The sequence below is a fragment of the Streptosporangium sp. CA-115845 genome, assembly GCF_050943795.1.
Classification (GTDB): domain Bacteria; phylum Actinomycetota; class Actinomycetes; order Streptosporangiales; family Streptosporangiaceae; genus Streptosporangium.
In genome coordinates, this window is record NZ_CP191988.1 from 3,990,361 (window position 1) to 4,015,487 (window position 25,127).

Below are 25,127 nucleotides of genomic sequence, written 5' to 3' on the forward strand. Positions count from 1 at the left end.
GATTTGAACGTAAATTAGGACGTAGTTTATGGAACTCGTAAACGGTCAGCCTCTGCTATTGACAACAGGGCGGTACAAGGATTTCGACCCGAAATACGGAGTCGCGATCCGCATCACCGTAGGCCGCCCGCGATTCGTCCGATACCCCTATGAGGAGGCTCTGTCGCTCGCCCCGCACGAACTGTTCAAACCCCCCTACAAGGACATCGACGACATCCCCACCGAACGATGGGTGTACAACAAGCGCCTCGCCGAGCACGAAGCCGCCATCCTGGAAGAACTCCGCTCGGTCGCCCGCAAGCACCCCGGCAGAGGCGGCGTCCTCCTCTGCTACGAAAACGTCAACGCCGGCGAAGCCTGCCACCGCCGATGGGCCGCTGAATGGTTCAAACAACGGTACGGATGGAACATCCCGGAAATTGGAACAGGTGATCTGCAGCTGCTAGCATTCTGACCGCTGCAACTGCCCCGCAGGTAGCTCAGTGGATAGAGCACCGCCTTTCGAAGGCGGAGGCCGGAGGTTCGAGTCCTCCTCTGCGGTCTGCGCACAATAGGGGGATAAGCCTTATGCCAGGATTCGCCGCCCCCGGAGTGCTGTTCGCGGGTAATTCCGCCGCCCCCGACCGGGCGTTCTACCGGCAGGTGTTCAACGCCCTGCCCACCGCCACATACACCCGGTACGTCGAAGTCGGCGTCGGCTCGTTCGCCGCCACCCTGGTCGCCGCCAACGCCGGCATCCCGACCACCTGCATGGAAACATCCGACGTCACCCTCTACACCGCCATCGTCGGCACCCTCGTGTCAGGCGGCGACCTGGCCGCACTCCAGATCACCCTGGACGGCGAACTCGTCCCCATCCCCGACGCCGACCCCGTCGACCAGGCCGCCCACCTGCTGTACGTCCACTGGCTGACCCGCATGCAGGCCAAACCCGAAGTCGACTACTGGCAGAGCCTCGTCATCGACATCGTCGACCGCGCCGACGAGCACCGCGCCCACCTGCGCGACTCCCTGAAAGGCCTCGCCGACCGCCTACCCGGCATCAGATTCCGCCCGCAATGCATGTGGGACCACATCGCCCAGGTCGCCGACGACCCAGGAACGATCATCGTGGCAGCCCCCCCGACCTATAAGTGCTTGGAGCGCTCCGAGCGCATCCTGACAGCCGATCTCCAATGGGTTCCCTGCGGGGAGCTGAAAGTCGGCGACCGCATCCTTGCGTTCGACGAGGAAGCAGCCGGCCCGCGCCGGAACTGGCAGTTCGCGACCATCACCCACTCCCAGCCGACCGTGAAGGAGTGCGTGCGGGTCACCCTCGGCAACGGCGATTCGGTGGTCTGCACGACCGATCACCCGTGGCTGGCCTCCACCGGCCCGGGCGCTAAACGACAGTGGATCCGCGCGGACGAGCTACTGAAGGACAACGGGCGCGGCCCGGCCCGCAAAGCCCGGTACGTGCTGCGAGCCATGGACACATGGGAGCCGCAGCGGTCGTACGAAGCGGGCTGGCTGGCCGGCATGTTCGACGGCGAAGGAAGCCTCCGGCTCGGCCACGCCAACAAGCTCTCCATCACACAAGCCGACGGCCCAATCGCGGAGCTGATCCAGTCCCGGCTCACCGAGTGCGGGTTCAAGCCAGCCTCCTCCTCGATGCGCACCCTCGGCCCGCTCAGCCGCAAGCCGGTGTCCAACTACTACATGACCGGCGGATTCGCCGAGATCTGCCGTGTCCTCGGCGAGCTACGCCCCGAGCGGCTGATCGCCAAGTTCGGGCAGCAGGCCCTCGAGAAACGCGCCGTCCGCGTCCTGGAGCACGTCGAGGTCGTCTCCATCGAGCCGGTCGGACCCACACCGGTGCAGTCCATCTCCACCAGCGCTCGCACGTACATCGGCGAAGGCTACCTGATGCACAACAGCGGCTTCGAAAAGTTTTTCGACACCGGCGGCCGCATCGAATGGGCCGAACCCACCTACAGCGTGTTCGACCCCGACACCGACATGCAGCGCCTGGCCGACGACATGGAAGGCAAAGCCGCGCTGCTCATGTTCCTGCAGGAAGACCGCACCGGCCAGGCCGCGCACCCGCGCCCGGTGTTCGCTCACCCGCTCGGCCCCGGCTCCTGCGCCTACGTCATCTCCAACCGCCCCGACGAGATCTTCACCTATACCGGCGGCCCCAAGGTGGCACTCGGCGCACCCCGCTCCTACCACCCCGCCCCGCTCCCGATCATCCCCCCAGACCACGAGGTCACCGCCACCTCGACGATCCAGCTGATCCCCGTCAAGGGCAGCGAGTGCGACTACTACCGCAACCTGTGGATGCACCGCATCTCCTCCAGCACCGGCTCCTACAACGTGCTCGTCGCCATCGACGGCTACGCCGCCGGCGTCATCGGCTACGGCGCCGAAACCATGACCCGGCCTTTCCCGCACGGCAAGAGCCGCTGGCAGTCTCACCTGCTGCTGCGCTTCGCGTTCGGCGCACCCACCCTCACCCAACGCCTCACCCGCCTGGTCACGATGCTCGCCCTACGCTGCGACACCGCCAAGCTGGTGTTCGTCGGCCAGTCCAGCATCCTGCTCGCCGCCTCCCACGGCCTCGTCACCGTCGAGATGACCCGCCACCCCGAAGTCAAGGGGCTCCGCGGCCTCATGACCCTGGAGAAGCGCGACAAGCACCCCGACGGGCACAAGCTGTCCTACCGCGCTGACTGGACCGACGACAGCATCGACGACATCCGTACCCGCTTCCTCATGAAGGAGAAGACATGGCGAAAGGCACGCCGTCAGCAGACCGCCTGAAAATCGGCGACGACCTGTGGGTCATGCAAGTAGAGATCGCCTCCTTGCGCGAGCAGGACATCAACGCGCAGGTCATGCAGCCCCGCCACTTCGAACGGCTCACTGAGAACATCCGCAACCGCGGAGCCCTGGAAAGCATGCCGTACTGCCACCAGCCCCGCGGCGAAGGCCCCGTTGAGGTCATCAGCGGACACCACCGCTGCCGTGCCACCCGCGCCGCCGGCCTCTCACACGTCTGGGCCATCGTCGACATGCGCTCCATGCGACGCTCAGAGATCATCGCTAAGCAGATCGCGCACAACGAGCTCCACGGCGAGACCGACCGCGACATCCTCGCCCACCTCGTCGCGCTCATCGACAACGTCGACGACCTCCTCGCCACCGGCCTGCCCGAAGAAGCCCTGCCCACCGTCGCCCCCGACGACACGAAACTGTCCATCCCCCACGGGGAGTTCGACTGGCGCGTGGCCACCCTGATGTTCCTGCCCCACCAGATGACCGACTTCAAAGACGCCATCAAGATCCTCGACAACGCCACCGACCTCCTCGGCGTCGCCAACACCGAACAGTTCGACGAGTTCTCAGCCGCCGTCTACGAGTTCGGCCGCTGCCGCGACATCCGCAACTTCACCACGATGGTCGCCCTGCTCACCGACCTCGCCCGCCGCGAAGTCGAACAAGCCCGCCTCGAAAGCGCCGACACCGACACCGACACCGACACCGACACCGGAAGCGAACCGGCCCTCGCCAGCTGAAATCCCCACCTCCACCCCGGCACCCCCCACAGGCCCAGACCGCCCCCAGACACGCCCAGCACCCCCTCGCAGCCCCCGGGACACACCATCGGAACCGCCCGCGCCGGAGCCCAACCTTCTCGAGGAGGCACATGACTACGTTCCAGCTCGACCCCACCGTGCCCCCCTGGGATCGTCAGCCCGGCGAAAGCGCGAAGAAATACGGACAGTTCGTCACCTACCGTGACCTCGGGCTTGTTCGCACGCTGACGAAAGCTGCGGAAAGGCTGACACTGTCCTACGGCCACACCCGCAACCTCGCCACCGTCTGCCTGTGGCAGCAACGGGTCGCCGCCTGGGACGCGCACAACACGCAGCAGTACCAGGCGATGCTCGAACAGGAGCGGCGCCGGGCCGCCGAAGCCGACGCCACGATCCTGCGCGCCATGACGGGCCTCGTCGGCCGGGCACTGCCGAACATGCGGCCCGACACGATGACGTGGACCGAGTTCACCCGCCTGGCCGAGACGACGATGCGGCTACGCCGTCAGCTGTTCGGCGACCCGACCGACACGATCGCGATCACCGGGCCTGGTGGCGCCGACCCGCTGGCGGCGCTCATCGCCCGCTTCGCTGAGCTGACACCCGAGCAGCGCCGCCAGGAGCTCGCCGCCCTGTCCGAGCAGGTGGCGCGGCGCGTCTCGGCGGTCGGCGACCTCGACGACGAGTGACCGGCCGGGGTGCTGCGGCGCGGGCGCACGCTCCGGAGGTGAGTGGCGGCCAGTACCATGTGCCGCATGCCGCTGGTCGTGGGCCGGGCCTTCCACGGAGGGGCTTTTTGTGTCCACGGTTGGTGCCGGCCTTGTCGACGAGGTGGCCGCAGTGCTGTGCCGGCGGCCGCCGCATCTGATCGCACGCGGGCCGATCCCTGGTAGCGGCCATGACCGGCCCGCACGGCCTGAACTGCCCGAGGGCAGCGTCCGCGGTTGAGCGGCCAGGATCTCACCGACCAGCTGGGCCACCTGGACGACGTCGACCTGTACCGGCGGCTGGCCGCCGCGTCCCGCGCCACCAGCGGAGACCTGCTGCGTAACCCGGTCACTCTGGCCCGTGGCCTGGACGCGCAGTTCCGGATGAGGCCGCACCTGCGAGTGATCGGCGACGCGGTCGCCGGCGTCGAACGCGGCGACTACGACCGGTTGCTCATCGTGACCCCTCCGCAGGTCGGTAAGAGCACCTCTGTTGCGGAGTGGGGGCCGTTCTGGTGGCTGTGCCTGCACCCCCAGGACAAGATCGCCGTCGCGTCGTACTCCGATGATCTGGCGTTGCGCCGGGGCAAGATGATCCGCGACCTCGTCGAGGAGTACGGCCTTGAGTACGGCCTGCGCGAAAAGCCCGGTTCCGGCGCGGCCAAGGACTGGGAGCTCATCACCGGCGGAGGCGTCCGCTCCGTCGGCATAGGAGCTGGCCTTACCGGCTTCAGCGTGAACCTGCTGGTGGTCGACGATCCGCATAAGGACCGTGCTGACGCGGAGTCGTTTCGTATGCGGCAAGCCGTCCACGACTGGTACTCCAGCACGGCGCTCAAGCGGCTGCAGCCGGACCGTAACGCTGTGGTGGTCATCTTGACGAGGTGGCATCCGGACGACCTGGCCGGCCGTCGCCTGGCCGAGGAGGGCCGTCTGGAGGAGGGCGGCCGGTGGAAGGTCGTGCACCTGCCGGCGATCGCCGCTTCGAAGTTCGGGCCGGATCCGCTGGGCAGGCAGCCCGGTGATCCGCTGCCGCACCCCAAGGTCAGAACGCGGGATCGGGCGGCGCTGCTGGCCTGGTGGCACGACATGAAACGCACGTCGCTGGTGCGGGACTGGCACGCGCTCGGGCAGGGTGACCCGCAGCCGTCCGAGGGTGCCCTGGTGTCGGAGGAGCTGCTGCGGCAGCTCCGCGACCCGGGGGCCGGTGTCGAGCCGCAGAAGGTCGCCGTGTCGGTGGATCCGTCGGGTGGCGGCCGTGATGTCGCCGGCGTGGTCGGGGGGTTCCTCGGCGACGACGGCCGGGTGTGGATCACCCATGACTGGTCGGGGGTCATGTCGTCGACGGAGTGGTCCACCGCGGCGTGCAAGCTGGCGCACGAGACGAACGCGGGTGTGGTGTTCGTGGAGAGCAACTACGGCGGCGACATGTGCGAGCTGGCGATACGCACCTCGTGGGAGGCGCTGCAGCGCAGTGGGGAGATTCCGGAGCGGAAGCTGCCGCCGCTGGTGAAGTCGGTTCGCGCCAAGCAGGGCAAGGTCTTGCGGGCTGAGCCGATCGCGCAGCAGATGATTCTGGACAAGGTGCGGCTGCGTGGGGTTCACACCGACCTCGAACGGGAGTGGGCGACGTGGATGCCGACCGACCCGGACTCGCCGGGCCGGATCGACGCGTCGGTGTACCTGGTGTACGGGCTGTTGCCGATACCGAACAGCGGGACGGCGATCCACGCGCCGCTGCCGCAGCGGCCCGGCCCTGGCGGGTCGGGGGCGGCGGCCGGCTACCAGCGTAGTTTCGGCAGCAGCGGACGTTAGGGCGGAGCGCGTCGCGGATCAGCCGGAGGTGCGGGCCGGGCGGAGGTGTCGGTGTGCGGGTCCTGGGGCTGAAAATTTCAGGTTATTCCAACCGCCGCAAGATTCCTGTCGGATGCATAGTTGACTATGATAAAGATATAACAAAAACCTTCACCACCACCATTAAGGGGACGCCGCAATGACCACCACCTTCGTGATCACCGCTGAGGGCTCCGAGACCACCGTCCCCGTCCCCGCCGAGCAGGTTGAGACGCTCACCGCGATCCTCCTTACCAACGGCATCGCCTTCCGGATCGCCTAGTGCTCCGTTCCCCATGAGGTTGCGAACGCGCTGTGGGGAAGCCGGGATCGTCGGCCCTGCCTTCCTGATGCCAGGACCGGGGGATCTGTACTTCCGGTGAGGAACGTCGCACTAGCCGCGCAGCCGTCCGGCGACACCGAAGCGAGCGGGCGAAATGGTCGCGCGAGATCCGGATTGTGCTGTATTGGAACAAGCCCCCGACTGTAGATGCGCCGGGGGCTTGCTCGTGCTTCGACGCGACTACGCGGAGCGGAAGCCTCCTGCGAGGGCTCCTACTTCAGTGTCGCGCGTCAGCGTCAAGAGGCCTTGTACTGGGCGGCGGCCCAGTTAACAATGGCGGGGTAGCAGGTCCCGGAGCTGAATCCGCGAACCGTCGCCCACTGGTTGATGTAGGTCCAGGCCCCGTAGCTGTTGGTGCCTTCGCAGTCAGCTGCCGTCCGGTAGTAGCCCTCCTTCTGCGCGCTGTCGCAGCGAGTGCTCCAGCGGTTGGTGAAGTATTCGGCCGTGCACCGATTGACGCTGCCGCCATCGGCCATCACTCCGACCGGGTCGGCGGCTGCACTGGAGGTCGTCAGCGCAACGCCGCCGATTCCGAGAATCGCGGCAGCGGTGGCAGCGGTGGCAGCATTCCGAACAAAACGCTTAACGGACATTTTTCCCCTTCGCGTGTTAATGAACTTATGTCCCCGCAGAAGCCCCAAATTGCAACCAGGGTGCATAAGCCTGACCTTTCAACCGAAAGCTTACCAAGTATTGATCAAGTCGCAAGGGTTGGAGTCTGGTCCGGCTCGCTGATTCGTCCCGGAGAACGACGGCTGAAGATCGCGGCGCATGAGGCGGTCAGCGCCATCGCCAGCAAGGGCAATGCGGGCAGCAGATACCTGCTGTCGTAGCTGGTAACGAGCACTGGGGCTATTACGAGCGTCAGCGCGGCGGCCATGGGCAGGAAAGCAACATGCGCCGCCCCTCGCCAGCGCCTGTTGACGGCGGCGGCGATGGTCATACATGAGGCCACCAGGAGCAGAACAGCGAAAACGGGACCAGGGATGAAAACGTAGGTCTGATAGGTGCGCATCGCCGACGCGAAAGGCTCCAAGAAGTCCACCTTCACCTGGCCGGCTTCGTAAGTCCGCAGATCGACGGCGACCGTCGCCCCCGCAATCCTGACGTCACCACCGGGCAAGGGTTGACGGGTATTAGGGAAGGCGTACCTGTTGTATCCGATGTCCGTGCGTCGAGGATCGGTGCCCCGTCGCCAGATCAACATCTGCCGCAGATCCTGTCCGACGGTCGCCACGTAAGAGCCGGGCTGGGCGATAAGGGCTCTGAAGGCCAGGCGTTGCGCCAAGGCATCGATTCCTGGCTGGAAAAGATCGGCACGGCTTTCTACCCGATAGCCCGGCACGCTGCGCAGCGGTGACCAGGACGACCAGATGAAGTAGGGGGATCGGGGCCGATCCTGAACCGACTGACGGGGACACAAGACAGCCTCAGCCGGTGGCGGGACCAGACGATCGCAATCCATGAACGGCATGGTCCGAGCCCACAGCCAAACCCCCGTCCCGCCGGTCAGGGCTGGCCGCCCGTGGACCGTCCCGTACCAGGTGGCGTAAGCGCCTAGCGGCAGCGCGACTGCGACCAGCAATGCCAGCGCCGGACGCCACCCAGGACGCGTAAGCAGCAGGTGGGCAGCCAGCAGAATCAGCAGCGCCAGCCCAATGGAGCGGGTGAGCGTGGCCACCGCCAGCAGCAGGCCGCACAGCAGTGCCCGCCGATTCGACAGGCGTGCCCGCCAGAGGGCGGCGGTGATCGCGCCGGTCACCAGAAAGGTGAAGAACACGTCGCTGAGCATCGCGTGCTCAAAAAAGATCTGCTGGGCGTCGAACAGGACCGGCACACTGGCCGCCACCGCCGCCCACTGGGGAAGACGCGGGAGTCTGCGGCGTAGTAGTGCGTACACCATGACCCCGGTGCCCAGCCCCATGGCGTGCTGTACGACGGCAACGGCGGCGAAGCTGTGCAGCGGCTCCAGGGCCGACAGGAGAAAGGAGTAGCCGCTGGGCCGTACCGGGTAGGGCTGCATCCGCTGAGCGACGCCGACGTATTCGAAAGAGTCGTCAAACCACACGGGCGCGAAGCCCGCCACGGTGCACAGCCGGACCACGATGGCAACAGTGAGGGTGTAACACAGCAGACGCTGCCGCAGGATTGTTTGCATGACTTGGGAGTCCTTGGGGGAAGTTCGCGCGGACGAAAGGTCCTGGGGTGCGCCCTTGGCGCCAGGCCTCCTCGTTGCCCTTTCGGGGCCTTAACGAAAGCGCGCATAGGTCGCGGATCGGCTACTCTGCGAAGTGCGTGTTGTTTATCCGGCCGGACGCCGCAGAAGCCCCAAACTAATGCCAGGCGTCCGGCCGGAGATCTTGGCAGCGGGCACATCCTGGCCCGCCGACGGTTACGCCCTGGTGCGCCGGGCGGCGGCCAGCAGACTCGGGGAGCGCCTCACATGACGCACGGAGTCTCCTTGATGACCTTGACACGCTCCTGTACCCATATCTGCTGGGTGTGCTCCGGCTCCAAGACCAGACGCCCGATCGCCTCATGGTCGACCGACGGGCCACCACGAATCTCAGCCGGGCGGCGGCCGTCGATAGCGCGGCTCTTCAGCCAGGTCAGCAATTCGCGCTGGGCCTGCACAGCCCGATCCTCGTCGGCGGGCGACTCGGGTTCGCAGGCAGGCGGCATCGACAGATCGAGTACTTGTTGAGCCATGCCGTCAGCGGCCGACCATAGATAGCCCTCGATAATCTCGAAGCTCTGCTCGCTCTCACCCGGCCCGCTACGCAGGCCACGCTCGAAGAAGGCGGGAGGGGTCGAAATCGCCGCAGGCAGGTTCCGGAGGCGCTCGGCCATAGCGCTCAGGGCCGGAAGGTACTTGCGATTCTCGGGCCACACGCACACTTTCGGTGACGAGGTCGAGCACAGGGGGGCTGGCGCATCGCGGGCCACGACCAGCGGGCCCGCGTAAGGCGCAAGAAAAAGCAGACCAGTGGCCGCCAGCAAGACGATGACACTCCCCGCGACCATGCAGGCCGCTCGCAGACGCTGGCCCACACACCACCGCGTCAGCGACACTGTCAGGGCTAGCGCCGCCACGCAGGCCAGGAGTGCGGCTGCGAGCCGAAAGGAAACCGCCGCCGGTGCAACTTCGCGGTAAGGGTCGCCGTAGAAGACCAGCAGGCTCAGGCTGTTCGCAAAATAGCGCAGCACCACCAAGGACCCAACCAAACACGCCAGAGGTGCCAGCAGTGTGGACCGCGTCACCACTCCGGCGGAGTGCCCCAGCGCCGTGCAGGTAAGGATCACCGCCACGCCCGGCAGCATCGAGCCGACCCAGACAAAGCCCAGCCCCGCATCTGCCACGGAGACAGCTGCCGCGACGATGGCACCCGCCGCGTATACCGACAAACCATAGATGGCCGTCGAGGCGAAGAGTACCGTTGCCGCACGCCAGCGCAGGCGAGCGCTCAGAGACTGGCCGTCGTCCCCCTCGCTTTGAGGCCCTCGCCTGGCAGCCAGCCACGCTGCGACTCCGGCCATCGCCGGCCCCAGATACAGCGCGGCGAGCTGCGCCACGACGCTCGCCTGTGGCCAGACGCCGATCCAGTATCGCGGACCGGTAAACAGAAAGATCAGATCAAGCGCGAGGAGCGGGAGGATCAGCCAGCGCAGCGGAGAGCTACGGACTTCCGTAACAAGTTGGCTCCTCATAAATCGTGCCTGGACGTACGAATATCTTCTGAGGGCAAAGCCTTCTCACATTGCTCAATAAAGGAACTGACCAGCGATCATCTCGCAAGCGGCCCTGCGTGAAACGTGCGAAGCGAAACGCGTCCATAGCCGCGCACGCTTCACGCAGGCCGCATCACCTTATTGTCCGTTTAGGGACTGGGATGATTAGTACCACACTGCGGTCGAGGCGTACTGAACCCGCTCGGGGTAGCACGTGCCCTCGCTGAAGCCGCTAAGCGAGGAGTACTGGTTGACGTACACGGAGACACCGTACATAGCGCCAACATTCGCGCAGGTGGCGACCGTGTAGTAGTTGCCCGACTTGGATGCCTTGTCGCAGGTGCTGCTCCAGCGGTTGGTGAAGTATTCGCCGTAGCACTTGTTGACGCCACCGCCGACCGCGAGCACGCCAACCGGGTCGGCGACGGCCGCTGCGCTGGAGGTGGTCATCGCAAGACCGCCGACCCCGAGGATCGCAGCGGCGGAGGCGGCAGTTGCCAGCCTCTTGACAACGCGCTTAACGAACATTATTCCCCTTTGCGTGTTAGTGAACTTATGCCCCCACAGAAGCCCCAACTTGCAACCAGAGTGCATAAGCCCGAACTTTCGAACGAAAGCCTACCAAATCTTGATCAAGTTGCAAGAGTTCGTGTCAACTCATGAGAAATACCCGTGTCAGCGTCTGATGTCTGAATCTCACGCTGGGTGATGATCACCGTGTGACTTTTGGGCCGACGATGAGCCAGTGCAGAGCGGCGACCAAGGCGCACGGCGGCTTTATCGTGACCCGCCTAGCGTACTTATCGGGCACTGTGAAGCGCGCCGCTATGCTGCCACAGTTCCGGGACGTGCTGGCACGCTTCGGCGGCGACTGAGAACGGGCGCGGAACGGAACGGCCGCGGAACAGAACAGAACGGAACGGGTACGGATGAGGTCGGAACGGCCGCGGAACGCCAGCCCGGACGGGTTCAGCGCACGCCCCCGGCGTCGGCCACCGGGACGTGACCCCAGCCGTCCCGCAGACACAGCCGGCCTCCCGCCTGAGCGAGCATGAGCGGGACGCGACCTTGGCCTCTGCCGGCCGCCCAGATCCGCGCAGCCAGCGAAGTGGAAGGGTAAGTTGTCCGCCCACGCCGACGGTACTTTTGGGATGTGGCGGTCCGCCACTGGCCGGCAGAAGGGGGTTGTGATGGCGTCTCACCTGATCAAGATCTCGCCCGATCGGGACAGCTACGTGATCTGGTCGGCAACCGATGCCGCCCCCGAGTGGATCGGCACCCGGGCTGAGACCGAGGCCGAGCTACGGGAACGCGGCGAGCACAGCGAGGCCCGGTTCGCCCGGGCCAACGACACAGGCTCCTCGGCCCGCAGGCCGCAGGGCAGCGACGTCGTGCCCTACGGCTGGGACGACGCGTTCATCACCGTAGGCGAGGGGTTGCCCCCCGGCACTGGACTGCGGTGGCTGCCGCGGACGGCCCTTGAGGGGTACGTGCTCGCGGCGGTCGAGGGCAGGGAAGGCGACATGCTCGCGATGACGCTTCCGTACGAGTAGAGCGCCGCCGGGGAGGCTGGCCCGCGCGTATGGATCACGCGGGCTTGTCCTCGTCACCGTCTATGACGCGCTCGATAGTCGAGCCCGCCGGCCAGCCGGGTGCGTGCTCAGGTAGCAGCGGACCAAGGCCTCGGCCATGGGCGAGGACGGGCCGGGCGTCTCGCGAAGGGTTCCCGGGTCGTCGATGATGATCACGCCGTCGTGCGGGTACCCGCGGATCTGCGAGGCCGCGCCGGTGACGATCTGCCCGGCCGGATCCAGGGCCTGGGCGGCGATAAGGGGGCCACCGCTAGGCATCAGCAGGTGGGGAGACGTCCATGCGCATGTGTCTCTCGTGGGACGGTGGGCGGTCGATTTCAGGTGTCGATGTCGCGCCGGGTGATGATGGCCGACACGTCGCCATTCTCCACGGTGCGCAGGAGGACGTCGGCCGCCGTCTCGCCGGGGAGGTTCGGTTCAGCGTCGTGGCCGGCCTCGCGTGCCTGGGCGATGAGGGCCTGCTGCTGCTCGGCGAGAGAGCGCGGCTCAGTGTCCACGAGGCACCTTCCGTCAGGGTGTAGAGGACTACAGCTTACGGATCGGCGCCGACAGGCGGGGCGGTGTCCTGGGGAGGTCGCACTCGAGGGAGCGGAGCCGAACCGGGCACGCGAGACAGCGGGGCAGCGAAGCCGCAGAGTGGGCCGTATCGGGTGGGGCTCGTAGCGGGCCCCTGTATATAGGTGTGGTCGTGCCCTGTTCTTGGTGCCGCCTTGGTGTGTAAGTCGTTCGCCTGACCTTCCCTTGATACACGCGATAAGGTGGCTTATCGCGGGTACTCGAAGAGTCGGGGAGGGATCGGGGTGGAACTCGCCATACCCGACCAGGCAGGCACCGCGCCCATACCAGCGGAACCCGCCTACACGGCTGCGGACTTCGCCATCTCGGACAGCACTCGTGTGCGGCTCGCCGACAGCGTCCCCGCCAACACCCGCCGCGCCTACACCCGCCAATGGAACGCCTTCACCGCCTGGTGCGCGACCAACGGCGGCCGCGTGCCGCTGCTGGCGACCGCGCAGACCTTCACCGACTACGTGACGCACCTCGCCGACACCGGCTATGCCCCGGCCAGCATCGAACAGGCGATGGGCGCGATCCGCAGCTGCCACACCGCCGCCGGATACGAAGGCCAGCCCCACGGCCGCGCCGCCCTGCAAGTCCTGCGCCAGCACCGCCGCCACCTCGCCGAGAACGGGCAACGCCACCAGAAGGAAGCGCCACCCGTCACCATCCCCGTCCTGCGCGCCATGGTCGACGCCTGCCCCCAGGACACCGTGGTCGGCATCCGCGACCGGCTCCTCCTGGTGCTCGGCCTGGCCCTCATGGGCCGCCGCTCCGAACTGGTCGCCCTCAACCGCGCCGACGTCACCCAGACTGACCAGGGCCTGGACGTGGCCATCCGCACCAGCAAGACCGACAAGAACAGCGTCGGCGAGATCATCGCCGTCCCGCGGGGAGACCACCCGCTCACCGACCCGGTCGACGCCTGGCTGGCCTGGACCCGCCTCCTCGACGAGGCCGGCCACCACAACGGCCGCCTGCTGCGCCGCCTGTACGTGTACGACACCATCGGCCGGTCCCTCGGCGGCGACGCCGTCAACGAGATCGTCCGCTCCTGCGCCATCCGGGCCGGCGTCCCGCGCGCCGCGGAGTACACCGCGCACAGCCTCCGCGCTGGCGGCGCCACCGTCGCCTACGCTGCCGGCCGCCCGATCTCGATCATCGCCAAGCACGGCCGATGGTCCCCGACCTCGCCTGTGCTCCTGCGCTACATCCGCGCTGTCGACCGCTGGCGCGACAACGCCATGCGCGGCGTCGGCCTGTAATCCGCATCTGTAGGGTCTCAAATTTCGCTGCACGATCTCACGCTCCGCTTCATAACCCTGCAAGTCGCGACGGTTCCGTGGTGGCCTGCTGCGGGCGCGCTGTATCTCCCTATGTGCGGTGAATAGTTCTGTCGGGGCCGTGTGGTTAGGTGACCGTCATGACCCCCGTGCCCTGGGATAGCGACCTAGATGGTGACCTCATTGAGCGGTTCGTGGCGGCACTGCTGTTGCTGGAGAACCCGCACGGCAACCGGATCACTCCGTCAAGTGGCGACCGGGGCGTTGATATCCAGATCGAACATCCCGACGGCGGATTCGACATCTACCAGGTCAAGCGCTACACCAAGCCGCTCACTACCGCCCAGAAGAACGCGGTGAAGGAGTCATGGGAGACCTTCCTCGCCGAGACACTGCCAGTTCGTCACGTGCGCTCGTGGACGCTAGTGGCGCCACTGAACCCGTCGAATGAGCGGCTGGACTGGTTTGACGAGCTCACAGGAGGCCAAGCGTTCCCCGCCCGCTGGATGGGACGCGCGAAGCTCGATGGCAAAGCCGGCAACAACCCGCGCTTGGTCGAGTACTTCTTCGGCAACGGAGCAGTACGGCTGCAGGAGTTGATGACGCAGGCCATGTACGCCGGATCCCGGATCGAACCAGGTCTCGGCAGCCAGGGCCTGCTCGACGGCGTGATGAGTCGGTACACCAGCCTCGCAGCCGCGCTGAACGACGTCGACCCGTTCTACACCTACAGGATCGAGATCCGTAGCGGGCGACTCAGAGATCTTCCCTGGGACGACGCCGATGCCCGGTCCTGTCCCTCGGCGGCACTCATCGAGTACAAGGAACTGGACGAGGACACCTACGTGGTGTTGTGGACCATCCCGCGGGCGGCCGAGTCCGCTTACCTGAGGCCGATCACCGTATCCGTCACCCTCCAGCCCGAGGAGGGATCCCCCGAACTGCAGTCGGTGCGGGAATTCCTTGAGTACGGTGCCCCGCTGAGAGACGTGCCAGCCACGATCACGGCCATGGAGGGACCTCCACGCCTGGGAAGAGATACCGGTGCCGGCCGCATCCACATCATGATCCCGCCCAGAGCCGCCGATGAGCTACCGGATCTGGAGGTTCGGCTCATCGCCCCGGATGAGACACCACTGGGGAACTTGGATGTGGTTGACGTTCGCTATGCCCAGGGCCCGGCTGGGCAGGGGCAGTGGATCGCGGCACGCGACCACAGCGGCGTGCTGGAATTCGAGTTCCTGGTGAGCGGGCCTGAGATGGGCCAACTGCGAATGATGATGCAGCCACTCACCGGCAAGACACCGGCGCAGGTGCTTCCCGCAGTCCGGTTGGTCTCTGCCTCCGTCCCAGGCGCCGGGGTCATGCTGGCAGTGCGCGAGGGACAGCCGTTCTCCCCCGTCTGGAAATTGGGGGAGGTCGACGAAGCGACCACGCCGTGGGGATCCCGAACGATCAAGGTGCTGGAGGCGCTGCGGGTGGTGCAGCAGCACACCACCCAAAGAGTGGTGATCCCCTCCGCCCACCTCGACACGGAGGAGCTTAAGAAGCTCCTGCTGTTCGGTCACCTGCTCAAAGGCGAGCAGGTTCCCATGTCCTGGGATCGGCTGTCTTTGCCCGCCCACGCGCTGAAAATCCCCTCGGGTATTGACCAGGAGGTGCGCCTGCGTACAGCGCAGGTGATGAGCCTGCAGTTAGAAGGGCGGGAGATCGTGCTCGACCGCGCCATGCATGTGTTCTACCAAGGCGCCCTTCTCAGCGAATCCGCCGATGACACAATCACCTTGGTACCCGGCCCCCACGCGGTGACGACAGCAATGGCAGGGCCTCTCGTCCTGCCACCGGTGGCGGCGGAGAGGTAGCGGCCACCACACCGCCCAGGGCCAGTGCGCCAGCAGGGCCGCCCGTACCCGACGGCGGCACAATGCTATGCGTGGTGTCATCTTGTGGTTGGAGCCTGTTCCGCTCGACGCCCCTCGTCCCAGACCCACAACCTCGCACCTGACCAGGAGAACAAGCGTTGAACGACACACCGCCCCGTTGGGCCCTGTACGCCCGTGCCGCCGACGAGGGCGCTGTGCGCGCCCAGCTGGCCGAACTGCGCGCCTACGTCCAAGGCGAGACCGAAGGGGGGCTGCACGTCGAATGCTTCGACGTCGGCCGACCGGGACCCGGCAGGCAGATGCTGCTGACGCTGATGCACGCCAACATGGTCGACTGTGTTCTCGTCGCCGACCTGGCGCGGCTGGAGCGCCGGGCCGGCCAGCTGGCGAGCCCGGCCGAGGCGTTCCTGGACGCGGCCACCCTCAAGGAGGTGTTCGCCGTCTCGTCCGCCCAGCTGTTCGCCCTGTCGGAGATCCGCGAGCGTGGCACGCGCCTACCGGTTGAGCTGCAGGAGGAGCTGCGGCAGGTGTTCACCTCCGCGGGGGTCGGCCCTGACGAGCTGGGTGAGCGTTCTCCCTCCTGGTACCACGACGGTGTGCTGTCCCTGCTGCGCAGGCAGATGTGCGCGGCCCAGGCGGAGCTGGGGCAGGCCGAGGCCGACAGCCCGCCTGGGTTCGGTGTCCGGCCGGAGGTGATGCAGGCCCGTATCGCCGCCGCACGGGCTGAACGGGTGTTCGCCGAACGGCTCGTGGAAGTGCTGCAGAACAGCTAGCCGAGCGGCAGCGGCTGGCAGCTCATGCCGGGTAACGGTCGATCCCGGCCTGGGCGGCGGCTGGGAGCTCTGCGAGGAGGGGGAGGCACCCCCGTCCAGCGGGTGTCAGAAATTGTCAAACCCGTGCGAGGCCGGGATAGCGTGAACATATGGCACCCGACATGTACGCAGACGCGACCGAGGCCGGCATCGTCCGCGAGATAGTCGCCCGCTACGTGGCAGGCGCCACGGTGGAGGAGATCGCCGAGCATCTCAACCGTAACCACGCCCCGGTGCCCGGTGCGAGGCGCTGGCTGCCGGATGACATCGCCGCGGCTGCCGGTGTCGACCTTGCCGCGCTTCACCGCGAGGTCGATGGCGGCGCGCTCGACCGCTGGGCAGACGAGGCCGCGAATTCATAACGCCACACCACGACGGGTGATCGAATTCTTACGCTGTGTGGGTGGCTTTGATTTCTGACCCCGTCAGGTGGGTTCTGTACGCCTTCGCTGCCGAGGACATGCATGAATCGCTGGAACGCCAGTTCGCCGTGATGCGGGACCACGTCGCCTCTGCGGGAGGGGTGGTCGTCGGCGAGCACAGCGACGTCGGGTCGCACCGGTCCGGCCGCGCTGCCGCGTTCGCCCAGGTCGGCGGCGGCGGCGCGGACCGTGTCCTGGTCTTCGACCTTGGCCGGCTCACCCGTAAGACGGCGGAGTTGGAACAGGTCAGGCAGCTGGTGCTGGAGACCGGAGCCGACCTTCACGCCGTGCGGCAGGGGCGTATCGCCGTCGGTGATCTCACTGTGGCGGCCGCGCCCATCGTGTGCGGCTGGCTGCAGGAGAGCCGCGCCCGGCGCGTCGCCCGCATCACTGAAATGAAGCGGCAGCTCGCCGAACGTGCCGAACGCGTCGGCCGGCTGGAGAAGGACCTGCGGGTCACGGTGAAGCCCTGGTGCTGTCCGTGTCTGCTGCGTCACCCCGAGCGCCGCGACGCCCACGAGCGGCGCCGCCGCGACGTGTGCGGCATCGACTACGGCGGGCTGCTGGATCACGGCTCGTCCTGGTGGCGAGACGGCCGGCTGTTCGCCGTGGTGTCCGAGCCGTACGACATCGCCGGCGAGGACGTCGCCGCGCTGACCGCCAGCTGCGCCCCTTACGGCCTGGGTGTGTTGGTCAGCGGCGAGCATGCGGTGCACTTCCCGCCGAGAACGCTCGCTGTCATCGTGACCCGCGCCGAGGAGCGGGTGCCTGACCGCGATGAATAGTCCCGGTGTCGGCCGTACGGCCTGTGCGGCAACGGCCGTTACGGGATGATCGGGGGGTGGCCGGCTCTTCGATCGTTGTTCAGCCGGGCGGCCTGCGCAGGCCGCCCCCTTGCTGTCGCCCCAGCTCCTGCGGGCACGTGTTCCACTGCCCGACGTGCGGCGCTGGATCCGCTCACCCTCAGGACGCCGCGAACGACTACTGCGGCGCGTGCGGCTACCAGGAGCGCCCGCCCGCGTGGTGAGTGCGGGGGCTGGGGTTGTTCGTAGGCCGGTGGCCGTGGCGTCGTGATGTTCCTGTGTGGTTCCGAGGTCAACGTGTCCGAGTTCGGCTGCGGCCTCGGCCGATGAACCGCAGCGAACCTGAAGAGCCGCCCTTACTCTGCACCGGGATCAGACGGTATCTGGCATCCTGTTAGCCAATGCTCCGGCCACCTCGATCGAGCAATTACACGCGCAGTTGCGAGGTCACTGGCGGCAGGCGATACGCGCGGTGATGGTTCTGCTGTCGCTGCGTGGCCTGTCGGCGGCGCAGATTGCCGACCTGCTGGACTACGGCGCCGCTACCGTGTGCCGATGGGTCGACCGGTTCAACCGCCAGGGCCTGGCGGGATTGGCCGACCGTCCCCGCCCCGGCCGCCCTCGCCTGGGCGGCGAACACCTGACGGGTCGGATCGCCAAGCTACGGGCCCGGCCGGGACCGTGGAGCATTGCCCGGCTGTGGCGGTATCTGAACCGGCCCCGTTGAGCAGGCGCACACTGTATCGGCGGGTGCGCCTGGTGGCCGTCTGACGGCGTTCCAAGCTGGTCGCGCGGGGCGATCCCGGCCGCCGGCAGGTGGTGGCCGCCATCGTTGAGCGGCTGCGTGCACTGCCGCGCGGGGCGGTGCTCTGGGCCACCGATGAAACCCACGTGCACCTGCTGCCCCGTCTCCGAACAGGGTGGACACTGCGCGCCGAGCGCCCGGCCATCGTCACACCGGGCAAAAACCGGCAGGTCACCGTGTTCGGCGCCGTGGAGCTGACCGCGGGGCGGTGGGTGTATCGGCTGGGCCGCCGGTGCGCGGCCGACTTCCTGCACCTGCTGGATCAGGTGGCCGCCGCGTTCCCGGCCGCACCGAAGATCGTGGTGATCCGCGACAACGACAGCATCCACCATGCCCGGGTCGTCGCGTGCTACCTGCAGGCGCACCTGCGGATAGAGGTGCTGTACGGAGCGCGCTACAGTCCCCACGACAACCCGGGCAAGCGGATCTGGGCCGCGCTCAAGGCGTTCATCGCCAACACCGCCGTCAGTCAGCGGTAGATCCATCCTTCTTCCGCGCCCGCTCACCGGACCAGTTGCTGGCCACTGCCGCCCCGTGGACCAGCCCCTGGCTCCCGGCCGGTTACAAGCGGAACTTCTGGAGTGCCGCTTAGCAGCTCGGCCGGTGTTCGCAGCCGTCGTCAACGTGCACGCGGGATCACGAAGCGCTCATGCGGGGAGTCCAGCCAGGCCGCGTGGATCTCCTCACCGGTCACCCGGCCCGCCAGGACGAACGCCGACGAGATGCTCTCCTCGATCGACCCGCCGTTCTCGTCCAGATCGAATCTCAGGCCATTCATGAAGGGATCCAGCGCGGTGATGTCCGTCCCGGTGCGGTGTTCGGGGAGGATGAAGGAGAGCCTCGCAGCCACAGTGCCGTTCACCGCGTAGTGGATTTCCTCGTTGCCGCCGATGTCCCAGCTCACGCTCAGGGCCCGGCGGCCGTCTTCGGAGAGTCGCATGAGGTTTTCGTCGAATATGACGTCATTACCCGCGACCTGGAGGATCAGAGCCCATGCACCGGCCTGCCCGGCCAGGATCAAGCCGTCACCGTACTGGATGTCCAGTTCGTCGCAGACCCCGGCGAGGGTGCACATACGGGCGGAGCTAAGGTCGGCACCGAGCAGGGCGGCGATCGACCGCGGATCCCGGCCCTCGCACCAGAGGGCGGCGAACTGCTCGAACGGGCTAGTCTCGTCGTCGTATTGCTCGACGTGGGAGAGAAGCAGATCGTACAACCGCGTATCGAAGTTCATGAATTCTCTTTTCACTCACAGTGGCAAAGCGTGGCGGAACGGCCGAAGCCGTTCCGCCACGCTTCACGGAAGGATGGTCTGACCGTCTATACGATCACACCATTGATGATCTTGACATAGAACTGGTCCCCGTCGGCGAAACGGTACCGGGCTTGAAACGCCTTGAGGTAGTTGCCGTGCGCGGTGTTCTGTGCCTTAGTAACGTACCTGACGGAGAAGTTCCAGTCGTTTCGTCCCGCGCCTTCATAGGTGGAGGCGAAGGGATACTCATCGCACTGCTTCCCGGTGGTGACGGTCCCCTGCTCCCTGACCATACGCTTGCATTCGCGGGTCTTCGCCGTCGAGTTCGTCCCCTTCCAGTTTCTCCCATCGGCGGTTTTGGTGTTGTTCGCCAAGAACGTCAGCGGGATCACCGGCTGGTCGAGGGTGTGCGCCAGCAGGTTGCCCGGGATGCGCTTCCTCAGGAGCTCACCCGCCGTGTTGCGCTTGGGATCGGTCGCATTGGGTGTGTAGAGGGCCGTCTTGATGTGGTCGACGACCTCCGTCATCGTCGTATCCCCGGTGTACAGGTCCAGGACCGGCCTGGCTCCGATGAAGACGCAGCCGCCCGTGTAAAACGTGCCGGGCGCGCCCTTCTGAGCGCTGTCGCAGCGGAACACGGGAGCGCGGTCGTCGTTGTCTTCGAAGGCCTCGTCCTCCGGGCGGTTCCACAAGGCCACGACGCTGTCACCGGCCGTCCACGCGTCTTCGTACGTGAGCCAGGGCCGGATGGTGCAGTTGTTCACGGCAGTGCCGGTGGACCGGAACACGAACTCGTTGTATCCGTTCCTGCGCCAGTTGCGGATGGTGTCCCTGCGGTTGCTGCCCTCGATCATGTTGCAACTGGTGGAATCTCCGGACTCGTGCTTGAAGTCCAGCCGCCAGTATTGATCGTCGTAGATATTCGACGGCTTCCAGTTGAGCAGACCCTCGAAGCGTTCGAGTTTGCTCCAGACGGCGATGTCACGTGGTTGTCGCCCGCTGGCCGTCTCGTCGGAGTTCATCACCGACGTGCCGTTGGTATTTCCCGCGTAGGAGTGCATGACGACGGTCGCCTCGACGCGCCTGGCGTTCTTCACCATGGGGATCGGCACCAGCGTGCGAACGTTGCCGATGACGACCGGCTTAAGTTTATACTCACCCCAGCCGATCCACTTGCTGTAGCAGACGGTGTAGGGGGTGATTTTGGCGAAGCCCTCCTTCTTGTAGGTGTAGTCCGAGTCGGCAAGCCGGAGGCTGTTGCATTCGGGGACATCGACACGCTCGTAGTAGAAGCCTCCGCTGCTGGCTTGGGCGGCCAGGACCGAGGACTTCGGCTTGGCCGACGCCGTGGCGCCTGCCGTGTCCGGCACCTCGATCGTCAAGCGCTCCCATGCGGACCAGACGCCGACGACGTCACCGGCCCGGGCGCGGGCACGCCACCGCACCCGCCAGCCGTCCTGCAGCTCGCCCTCAGGGACCTGGACCCCGGCGTGGCAGGCCGAGCACACCTCGGTCGCCGTGTCGTCCCAGATCAGGCCCTCTCCCTGACCGGCGGGCGCTGCGGGGTCGTGCTCGACCTGGAAGTTCACGGAGAACATCCGGTCGGAGTAGTCCCGCACATACGCACCCAGGTACGGGGTGAGCGAGGAAGTGACGGTCGTGTCACCGGTCGTCTCCGAGGGACTGACCGTTGTGAGATCGACGTTCAGCTTCGGGGTTTCGAACGACTTCCAGGACGACCAGAGTCCGCGCTCGTCGCCGGTGACGGCCCGCGCCCTCCACCGAACCTTCCACTGGTAGTCCAGCTCGCCGGACGGTACCTCCGTGTAGGCGATGCACGAGCAGTCCACAGGCTCGGTGGCACCCGACCAGATCAGGCCGCTGCCCTGGCTCCCCGGTGCGGAGGGATCGTGTTCGATCTGGAACTCCGCCCCGGCGGGCGTCTCCGGTGTGCCTGTGATGTAGGCGTCCAGGAGCGGAGTCACGCTGGTCGCGACGGTTCTGCCGTCGATCTCCTCTGAGCTGCGCAGATCGAATTCCCGCAGCAGATCGGTCTCGATGGCCATCCAGGACGACCAGCGGCCCTCGGTGCCGTCGTCGGCGATGGCGCGCGCCCGCCAGCGCATGGCCCAGCCATAGGAGAGTATTCCGGCGGGCACCTGTGCCTCGCTCCAGCATTGCGAGCACACGTTCTCCTGGCTCGTGGACCAGATCAGACCGGTGCTGTTCGTGTCACCGGCCGCCGGCTCGTGTTCGAGCTGGTACTCCACGGTGGAGGAGCGGTCGAGCGGATCGTTGGGCATCACCGTGAACGACGGCTCCAGGCTGGGCGAGCGGCTCTCGTGCACGCGGGGGGTGAAGTCCGGATAGGTGATCTTCGGAGCGGGAACCTCCGCCACGAATTCCTGCCAAGGAGCCCAAACTCCCTTCCAACTGTCCATCACTACGCGGGCACGCCAGCGAAGCTGCCAGCCGTCCTGCAGGAGGCCCTGCGGCATCTCGGTCAACGACGATCCGTTGCTCTCCGGCAGGGACCAGATCAGTCCTTCCCCTTGAGCGGCGGGCGCGTCAGGCGCGTGCTCGACCTGGATCTCGTAGAGCGGGCGCTGGAAAGCCTCCCAATCATAGATGTACACCAAGAAGGACGGTGCGAGAGACCGGACCGTGCGGACGCCGTCAATGATCTCGTACGGGTCCACCCGCATAGAGTCGATCACTGGCCGGGTCACCCGGATCTTCTCGTCGGCCCACTCGGTCCACTCCGACGGGGCGGCGGTGCCCACGGCGCGGACCCGCCAGCGGATGTTCCACCCGTCGTGCAGCGTGCCCTCGGGCACTGTGATGGTCATCCAGCCGTACGCGCCATCGAGTTCGGCGGTCGCCGTCGTCGACCAGATGAGACCGGTGCCCTGCCCAGCGGGGGCGCCGGGGGAATGCTCCAACTGGATCTCGAAGCCGGTGGCCGTGTGGCCGAGGTCGAGGTATTCCATGTTGAACGTCGGCGTTGTGGACACGATGACGTCACGACTGCCGTCGGTGTCGCGACCGCGCATAGACGCCCAGACGTCGCAGCAGACGGGGACGCTGGGAACGATCTCCATGGAGATCCACCCCGACCATGCCGACGTGCCGTTGGCGGACACGGCGCGGGTGCGCCACTGAACCTTCCAGCCGGCGGAGAACATGTCCGAGGGAACGCTCGCCACGGCCCAGCCGTACTGAGCGACCGGCTTACCGGGATCCCAATCCTCCTCGTACTCCTCGATGTGGGCGTTCGCCGACGTAGACCAGATCGCCCCGCTGCCCTGGGACGCGGGGGCAGACGGGTGATGCCGGACCTCGTACTCGATGCTCATCGCACCCGAATCCGCCGGATCGAGCATGCTCGCGTACAGCTCGGGAGTCAGCGAGGTACTGATGTTCCTGTTGGCAACACCCGTGCCGGGGGCAAAGTCGAGGTTATTGATGATCAGATCGTGCGCATTGATCGTGACGTTCTGCCAGGCACTCCAGTCCAGGGCGCCGTCGTCGCCCACCCCGCGGACCCGCCAGCGGACCTTCCAGCCGTCCTGCAGGAGCCCGTCGGGAACCGTCACCGCGACGTAGTTGACGAAGAGCTCGCCGGGCGTGGCGCTGGTGGACCAGATCTTCCCTGATCCCTGCGCCTCGGCCAGGGGATCGTGCTCGACCTCGTACTCGACCTTGCCGATGTAGTTGTTGTCGATGAACGTCTCGAAGGTCGGCCTCGTGCTGATCGACACAGCCGCGCCGTCGATCTCGTACGAGCGGGCCATCCGTAGCGAGTTGATCCCCGTCGCTGGGTTCGGCTCGGAGGTTGGTAGGTCGACCGCCAGCTTCTGCCACGACGACCAGGCGAATTTCTCCTCGCCGATGACCACGCGGGACCGCCAGACCACCTGTGTGACCCAGGGCGCCCGGGTGGGCGGCACGACGACCGAGGCCCGCTCACCGGAGGTGATGCCCTCGACCGCGCCTGTCCAGGGCTCCTTCAGCGAGTCCTCGCCGTACAGGTCCGGGTCGTCGGCGAGCTGGTATTCCACACGCATGGTACGCCCGGCAGGATCGACCGGCCAGACGTTCAGGAACGGGCTGTCGGAGTGGGTGACCAGCATGCCGTCGACAAGCGAAGAGGGCATGACACCGAACTCGGCGATCGAGGGATCCGGCAGTTTGACCGTGAAGGATTGCCAGTCTGACCACGTCGAGGACAATGTCCCTGCCACGGCCCGCGCTCGCCAGCGCACCTTCCAGCCGTCACTCAGCTTCCCGGCCGGTATCTGAGCCTTGGCCAGATCGCCGGAGGCCACATTCTGCACCGCCGACGTCCAGATCGAGCCGCTGCCCTGACCGGTCGCTGACGGGTCGTGCTCGACCTCGTATTCCACCCTGGAGGCCGCGCCGGACGGTTCCTGCACCAGAACCTGCAGTTCCGGTACGAGCGAAGTCGCCTCACGCACCTCATCCGATATCTTGGACGGCATCACCTCAAGCCCGGCCACGACCGGCACGGGCAGTTTGACCGTGAAGGATTGCCAGTCTGACCACGTCGAGGACAATGTCCCTGCCACGGCCCGCGCTCGCCAGCGCACCTTCCAGCCGTCACTCAGCTTCCCGGCCGGCACCTGAGCCTTGGCCAGATCGCCGGAGGCCACATTCTGCACCGCCGACGTCCAGATCGAGCCGCTGCCCTGACCGGTCGCTGACGGGTCGTGCTCGACCTCGTATTCCACCCTGGAGGCCGCGCCGGACGGTTCCTGCACCAGAACCTGCAGTTCCGGTACGAGCGAAGTCGCCTCACGCACCTCATCCGATATCTTGGACGGCATCACCTCAAGCCCGGCCACGACCGGCACGGGCAGTTTGACCGTGAAGGATTGCCAGTCTGACCACGTCGAGGACAATGTCCCTGCCACGGCCCGCGCTCGCCAGCGCACCTTCCAGCCGTCACTCAGCTTCCCGGCCGGCACCTGAGCCTGCGCACGCTGACCTGATGTGAGCCCGTCGACCGCGTTGGACCAGATCGGGCCGCTGCCCTGGCCGGTCGCCGAGGGGTCGTGCTCGACCTCGTACTCCACCCTCAGCGTCCCGCCCAGCAGGTCGTCGGCTAGGGCCTGTTTCAGAAGTCGGTTGAGGGCTGGTTTTGGTTGAGAGCTCTGTGTGCCCGGGCGGTTGCAGCGCTCCAGCAGGTCACGTCGTTGGCGATGCGGCTGGGATCGGTCTCGACGTTGAGGTGGTGACGACTGCGGACGGCATCGCGGTATTCGACCTCGTAGGTGCCGTTATCGAGGCGGGAGACCGAGGCGAACCAGACCGGGTCGTCCTCGTCGGGCTCGACGATGACGAAGGTGTTGTCGGGCGCGGACAACTCAAGGATCATTTCGTGGAGAGCGTCCTCGGATGGCTCCACGATGAGTTCGCCGCCCTCGGTCTCGGCTTTCAGCCGGATGTCGTCGCTTCTCATCGCTTCGTCCCTTCTGTCGCCTCCTACGCCTGCCCTAACGGG

At 66.6% G+C, this 25,127-nt stretch carries 21 protein-coding genes, 1 tRNA gene and 1 pseudogene; 14 read left to right on the forward strand and 9 right to left on the reverse strand.

Annotated features, from left to right (window positions below; translation table 11 throughout):
* Positions 1-28: 28 nt before the first annotated feature.
* From ACQP0P_RS20445 to ACQP0P_RS20475, 7 genes are all read left to right on the forward strand, one after another.
* Positions 29-454, forward strand: a complete 426-nt coding sequence (locus ACQP0P_RS20445) for a hypothetical protein (protein WP_350946919.1) — start codon at positions 29-31, stop codon at positions 452-454.
* A gap of 14 nt (positions 455-468) precedes the next feature.
* A tRNA-Arg gene (locus ACQP0P_RS20450) sits at positions 469-541 on the forward strand.
* Between the two features lie 26 nt (positions 542-567).
* Positions 568-2,802: a Hint domain-containing protein gene (locus ACQP0P_RS20455; RefSeq protein WP_433379258.1), complete on the forward strand. Its 2,235-nt coding sequence runs from the start codon at positions 568-570 to the stop codon at positions 2,800-2,802.
* Positions 2,769-3,557, forward strand: a complete 789-nt coding sequence (locus tag ACQP0P_RS20460; protein WP_433379261.1) for a ParB N-terminal domain-containing protein — start codon at positions 2,769-2,771, stop codon at positions 3,555-3,557. Before ACQP0P_RS20455 ends, ACQP0P_RS20460 begins: the two co-directional genes overlap by 34 nt.
* A 131-nt stretch (positions 3,558-3,688) precedes the next feature.
* Complete coding sequence (locus ACQP0P_RS20465; protein WP_433379263.1) at positions 3,689-4,267, forward strand: hypothetical protein; 579 nt, start codon at positions 3,689-3,691, stop codon at positions 4,265-4,267.
* Between the two features lie 255 nt (positions 4,268-4,522).
* Entirely contained in the window at positions 4,523-6,100 is a 1,578-nt protein-coding gene (locus ACQP0P_RS20470; protein ID WP_433379266.1) for a terminase large subunit domain-containing protein, read from the forward strand.
* 178 nt (positions 6,101-6,278) lie between these two features.
* Positions 6,279-6,401: a hypothetical protein gene (locus tag ACQP0P_RS20475; protein ID WP_433379268.1), complete on the forward strand. Its 123-nt coding sequence runs from the start codon at positions 6,279-6,281 to the stop codon at positions 6,399-6,401.
* A 296-nt stretch (positions 6,402-6,697) separates the two neighbouring features.
* On the opposite strand, the gene ACQP0P_RS20480 is transcribed toward ACQP0P_RS20475, so the two are convergent.
* The 4 genes from ACQP0P_RS20480 to ACQP0P_RS20495 all read right to left on the reverse strand — a co-directional run bounded on the left by ACQP0P_RS20480 (position 6,698) and on the right by ACQP0P_RS20495 (position 10,640).
* On the reverse strand, positions 6,698-7,054 hold the full coding sequence (locus ACQP0P_RS20480) for a hypothetical protein (RefSeq protein WP_433379271.1): 357 nt from the start codon (positions 7,052-7,054) through the stop codon (positions 6,698-6,700).
* Positions 7,055-7,158: 104 nt separating this feature from the next.
* Positions 7,159-8,619, reverse strand: a complete 1,461-nt coding sequence (locus tag ACQP0P_RS20485; protein WP_433379274.1) for a hypothetical protein — start codon at positions 8,617-8,619, stop codon at positions 7,159-7,161.
* A 281-nt stretch (positions 8,620-8,900) separates the two neighbouring features.
* Positions 8,901-10,169, reverse strand: a complete 1,269-nt coding sequence (locus ACQP0P_RS20490) for a DUF7224 domain-containing protein (RefSeq protein WP_433379277.1) — start codon at positions 10,167-10,169, stop codon at positions 8,901-8,903.
* 186 nt (positions 10,170-10,355) lie between these two features.
* Positions 10,356-10,640 (reverse strand): hypothetical protein, encoded by a 285-nt coding sequence (locus tag ACQP0P_RS20495; protein WP_433379280.1) that lies wholly within the window; start codon positions 10,638-10,640, stop codon positions 10,356-10,358.
* Between the two features lie 740 nt (positions 10,641-11,380).
* On the opposite strand from ACQP0P_RS20495, the gene ACQP0P_RS20500 reads away from it, so the two are divergent.
* Positions 11,381-11,743, forward strand: coding sequence for a hypothetical protein (locus ACQP0P_RS20500; protein ID WP_433379283.1), 363 nt, complete (start codon positions 11,381-11,383; stop codon positions 11,741-11,743).
* Positions 11,744-11,803: 60 nt separating this feature from the next.
* Here the strand turns inward: ACQP0P_RS20500 and ACQP0P_RS20505 are convergent, their stop codons facing one another.
* Positions 11,804-12,040, reverse strand: coding sequence for a hypothetical protein (locus tag ACQP0P_RS20505; protein WP_433379286.1), 237 nt, complete (start codon positions 12,038-12,040; stop codon positions 11,804-11,806).
* Positions 12,041-12,099: 59 nt separating this feature from the next.
* Positions 12,100-12,279, reverse strand: a complete 180-nt coding sequence (locus ACQP0P_RS20510; RefSeq protein ID WP_433379289.1) for a hypothetical protein — start codon at positions 12,277-12,279, stop codon at positions 12,100-12,102.
* A gap of 303 nt (positions 12,280-12,582) precedes the next feature.
* Between ACQP0P_RS20510 and ACQP0P_RS20515 the strand changes: the two genes are divergently transcribed.
* The 6 genes and pseudogenes from ACQP0P_RS20515 (at position 12,583) to ACQP0P_RS20540 (ending at position 18,940) form a co-directional block, all read left to right on the forward strand.
* Entirely contained in the window at positions 12,583-13,605 is a 1,023-nt protein-coding gene (locus tag ACQP0P_RS20515) for a tyrosine-type recombinase/integrase (protein ID WP_433379291.1), read from the forward strand.
* A 158-nt stretch (positions 13,606-13,763) separates the two neighbouring features.
* Positions 13,764-15,485 carry a hypothetical protein gene (locus tag ACQP0P_RS20520; RefSeq protein WP_433379293.1) on the forward strand — a complete coding sequence of 574 codons (1,722 nt, stop codon included), beginning with the start codon at positions 13,764-13,766 and terminating at the stop codon, positions 15,483-15,485.
* Positions 15,486-15,643: 158 nt separating this feature from the next.
* Positions 15,644-16,279 (forward strand): hypothetical protein, encoded by a 636-nt coding sequence (locus tag ACQP0P_RS20525; protein WP_433379296.1) that lies wholly within the window; start codon positions 15,644-15,646, stop codon positions 16,277-16,279.
* Positions 16,280-16,428: 149 nt separating this feature from the next.
* Entirely contained in the window at positions 16,429-16,680 is a 252-nt protein-coding gene (locus tag ACQP0P_RS20530) for a recombinase family protein (protein WP_433379299.1), read from the forward strand.
* 41 nt (positions 16,681-16,721) lie between these two features.
* Positions 16,722-17,525 carry a recombinase family protein gene (locus tag ACQP0P_RS20535; protein WP_433379302.1) on the forward strand — a complete coding sequence of 268 codons (804 nt, stop codon included), beginning with the start codon at positions 16,722-16,724 and terminating at the stop codon, positions 17,523-17,525.
* 406 nt (positions 17,526-17,931) lie between these two features.
* Positions 17,932-18,940: pseudogene (locus ACQP0P_RS20540) on the forward strand (IS630 family transposase).
* A 27-nt stretch (positions 18,941-18,967) separates the two neighbouring features.
* On the opposite strand, the gene ACQP0P_RS20545 reads toward ACQP0P_RS20540, so the two are convergent.
* From ACQP0P_RS20545 to ACQP0P_RS20555, 3 genes are all read right to left on the reverse strand, one after another.
* A complete protein-coding gene (locus tag ACQP0P_RS20545; protein ID WP_433379305.1) occupies positions 18,968-19,582 on the reverse strand; it encodes a DUF6461 domain-containing protein in 615 nt (204 codons plus the stop codon).
* Positions 19,583-19,668: 86 nt separating this feature from the next.
* The gene (locus ACQP0P_RS20550; protein ID WP_433379308.1) at positions 19,669-24,699 is read right to left on the reverse strand and encodes a NucA/NucB deoxyribonuclease domain-containing protein; all 5,031 of its coding nucleotides are present in this window, start codon (positions 24,697-24,699) and stop codon (positions 19,669-19,671) included.
* A gap of 41 nt (positions 24,700-24,740) precedes the next feature.
* Entirely contained in the window at positions 24,741-25,085 is a 345-nt protein-coding gene (locus tag ACQP0P_RS20555; protein WP_433378008.1) for a hypothetical protein, read from the reverse strand.
* Between the last annotated feature and the right edge of the window lie 42 nt (positions 25,086-25,127).